Source organism: Nocardioides sp. AX2bis (assembly GCF_902506435.1).
Lineage (GTDB): Bacteria > Actinomycetota > Actinomycetes > Propionibacteriales > Nocardioidaceae > Nocardioides.
On record NZ_LR733228.1, the window covers coordinates 1 to 2,822 of the forward strand.

Below are 2,822 nucleotides of genomic sequence, written 5' to 3' on the forward strand. Positions count from 1 at the left end.
GCCGCCCACCACCGCGGACCGTCGCGCCGCCTGGGTCGGCGTGATCGGGGCCCCCGCCGTGCTGCTCGTCTCGCTCCTGGTCGGCCTGACCCTGCCGACCGTGGTGGCGCTGGCCCTGGTCGCCGCGTTCATCGGCGGCTTCGTCTACCTGGTCGCCAAGATGCCCCGCGAGCCGCGCGACCCGTACGACGACGGCGCCCGCGTCTAGCGGAGGCAGATAGTCCCTGACGAGATCGTTGTCTTCCGGCCGGTTTCGCGACGATTTCGTCAGGGACTATCCCGCCTGCCGGGCCAGGCGAGTCCCTACTGCGCCCGGTCGAGCCCCGTCGCCAACCAGGCGGCGCCGATCGCGCCGGCGTACGGGCCCATCGCGGCCTGCACCATCGGCGGCACCTCGCGGTGGTCGCCGGCGTAGAGGGCGCGGCGCATCGCCACCCGGGCGGGCCCGAGGAGCAGGTCCCCGACCTCGGAGACCCCGCCGCCGACCAGGACCAGGGCGGGGTCGAGGACGGCGACCAGCGAGGCGGTGCCGACGCCGAGCCACTCGCCCACCGACGCGAAGGCCTGGCGCGCCGAGCCGTCCCCGGCGCGGGCGGCCGCGGTGACGTCGGGCCCGGCGGTCAGGTCGGGCCGGGTGTGGGCGACCAGGCGGACCAGGGCGTTGCCGCTGGCGTACTGCTCCCAGCAGCCGCGGAGCCCGCACTCGCACGGCAGGCCCTGCGGCACGACCTGCTGGTGGCCGAGCTCGCCGGCCATGCCCTGGCGCCCCCGGACCAGGCGGCCGCCGATGCTGATCGCGCCCCCGATGCCGGTGCCGACGGTGATCATCACGACGTCGCCGACGCCCCGGGCCGCGCCGTGGGCCTGCTCGGCCAGCAGCGCGCAGCTCGCGTCGTTCTCGAGCGCCACCGGCACCTGCCAGCGCTGCTCCAGCTGCACGTGGACCGGCTGCTCGCGCCAGGGCAGGTGGGTGGCGAAGCGGACCACGCCGTCCGGTCCGACCAGCGCCGCGGCGGAGACCCCGACCGCGGACACGACGCGTCCGTCGGCCACCTCGTCCACGACGCGGGTCAGGGCGTCCTCGATCTCGCCCGGGGTGGCGGTACGACCCGGGGTCGCCGTCCGCGCGGTCCGCAGGACCCGTCCGTGGTCGTCGACCTCGACACCGAGCACCTTGGTGCCGCCGACGTCGACGCCGACGACGAGCCCGCGGCCCGGGTCGGTCGTCACCGGGTCAGCGCCGGGCCAGGTCGGCGGCGCCGATGACGCCGGCGTCGTTGCCCAGGGTGGCCTGCACGATCTGCGGCAGCGGGCGGTAGCCGGTGCCGATGACCTGGTCGGCGAAGGCCGCCCGCGTCGGGTCCAGCAGCAGGTCGCCGGCCTCGCTGACGCCCCCGCCGATCACCACCACGCCGGGGTCGAGGACCGCGCAGATCGAGGCGATGCCCTCGCCGAGCCACCGGCCGAGCCCGGCCAGGCAGCGCAGCGCGAAGGGGTCGCCGTCGCGGGCGGCGGCGGTGATCGCCAGCCCGGTGATGGCTTCGGCGTCCCCGCCGGCGGCGGCGACGAGCAGGGCCGCGCCGGGGTCGGTGGCGGCGGCCTCCCTGGTCTGGCGCAGCAGGGCGCGGCCGGAGGCGTACTGCTCGAGGCACCCGTGCCGCCCGCAGCCGCAGGGCAGGCCGTCGGGCACCACCCGCATGTGCCCGATCTCGGCGGCCACGCCTGAGGCGCCCCGGTAGAGCTCGCCGTCGACGACGATGCCGCCGCCCACGCCGGTGCCGACGGTGACCAGGAGCAGGTCGTCGAACGCGCTGCCCGCGCCGAACGCGAATTCGCCCCAGGCAGCCGCGTTCGCGTCGTTCTCCACCACCACCGGCAGGTGCGTGCGCTCCTCGAGGTCCTCGCGCAGCGCGCGGTCGCGCCAGGCGATGTTGGGGGCGAACATGACCACCGAGCGTCCGGAGTCGATGTAGCCGGCGGCGCCGACCCCCACCCCGGTCAGGGCGTGCCGCGAGCCGAGGTCGGCCACCAGGTCGACGATGGCGTCCTCGATCGCCTCGGGGTCCTCCGCGGGCGACACCACGCGACGGTGCTCCAGGACGGTGCCGTCCTCGGCCACCACGGCACCCGCGATCTTGGTCCCTCCGACGTCGATGCCGCAGGTCAGGCTCACCGGTGCTCCTCCTGGGACCCGGGGGCCCCGTGCTCGTCGTGCTCGTCGTGCTGCTCGTCCAGGTCGATCCGTTCCACGCCCGGGCCGGGTGGCCGGCGCGCGCGTCCGTTGCGCGGTGGCGGGGGCGGGTCGGGGTCCGGGTCCGTGGGCTGGTCGAGGTGGTCCACCAGGGCCGTCCCCGCAGCCAGCAACGACCGGGCCGCGGTCAGCAGGTGCGAGCGGACCTCCGGCGTCGTCTCCCGCACGGCGTGGATCGCGCGGCAGACCGGGCAGATCCGGCAGTCCTCGCCGCCGGTGGCGACGTGCGCGTCGGCGTCGCGCAGGGCGCCCATCGCGTCGGCGGCCAGGGCCGCGAGGCCCTCGCCGCTCCACCGGGCGCCCGCGGGCCCCTCCTGCGGGCCCTGCTGCGGGCCCTGCTGCGGGCCGTGCTGGGCGGCGGGCCGCCCGGCGCGGCCGGCGGCCAGCGCCTCGGAGAACGCGTCGAAGAGCTTCGCGGCCTCCTCGCCGACCGACCCGACCTCCTCGTACGGCTCGCCCGCGCTCACCGGGCACCTGCGCCCTGGCGAGCCACGGCGCCGGGGTCAGCACCGGAGTCCGCGTCGTCCACGTCGTCCGCGACGAACCGCACCCGGAGCCCCCCGTCCTCGAC

General features: G+C 77.1%; 4 protein-coding genes. 1 reads left to right on the forward strand and 3 read right to left on the reverse strand.

Features of this window, described 5'->3' with window-relative positions; all coding sequences use genetic code 11:
* Positions 1–208 (forward strand): hypothetical protein (locus GV155_RS19730; RefSeq protein ID WP_442938874.1); only part of this gene is annotated, 208 nt, incomplete at its 5' end.
* Between the two features lie 95 nt (positions 209–303).
* Here the strand turns inward: GV155_RS19730 and GV155_RS19735 are convergent.
* Genes GV155_RS19735 through GV155_RS19745 form a run of 3 tightly spaced genes read right to left on the reverse strand, consistent with a single transcriptional unit; the run spans position 304 to position 2,718 of the window.
* A complete protein-coding gene (locus tag GV155_RS19735) occupies positions 304–1,230 on the reverse strand; it encodes an ROK family protein (protein ID WP_160011928.1) in 927 nt (308 codons plus the stop codon).
* A gap of 4 nt (positions 1,231–1,234) precedes the next feature.
* A complete protein-coding gene (locus GV155_RS19740) occupies positions 1,235–2,173 on the reverse strand; it encodes an ROK family glucokinase (RefSeq protein WP_160011930.1) in 939 nt (312 codons plus the stop codon).
* On the reverse strand, positions 2,170–2,718 hold the full coding sequence (locus GV155_RS19745; protein ID WP_160011932.1) for a hypothetical protein: 549 nt from the start codon (positions 2,716–2,718) through the stop codon (positions 2,170–2,172). Before GV155_RS19745 ends, GV155_RS19740 begins: the two co-directional genes overlap by 4 nt.
* Positions 2,719–2,822 lie beyond the last annotated feature (104 nt).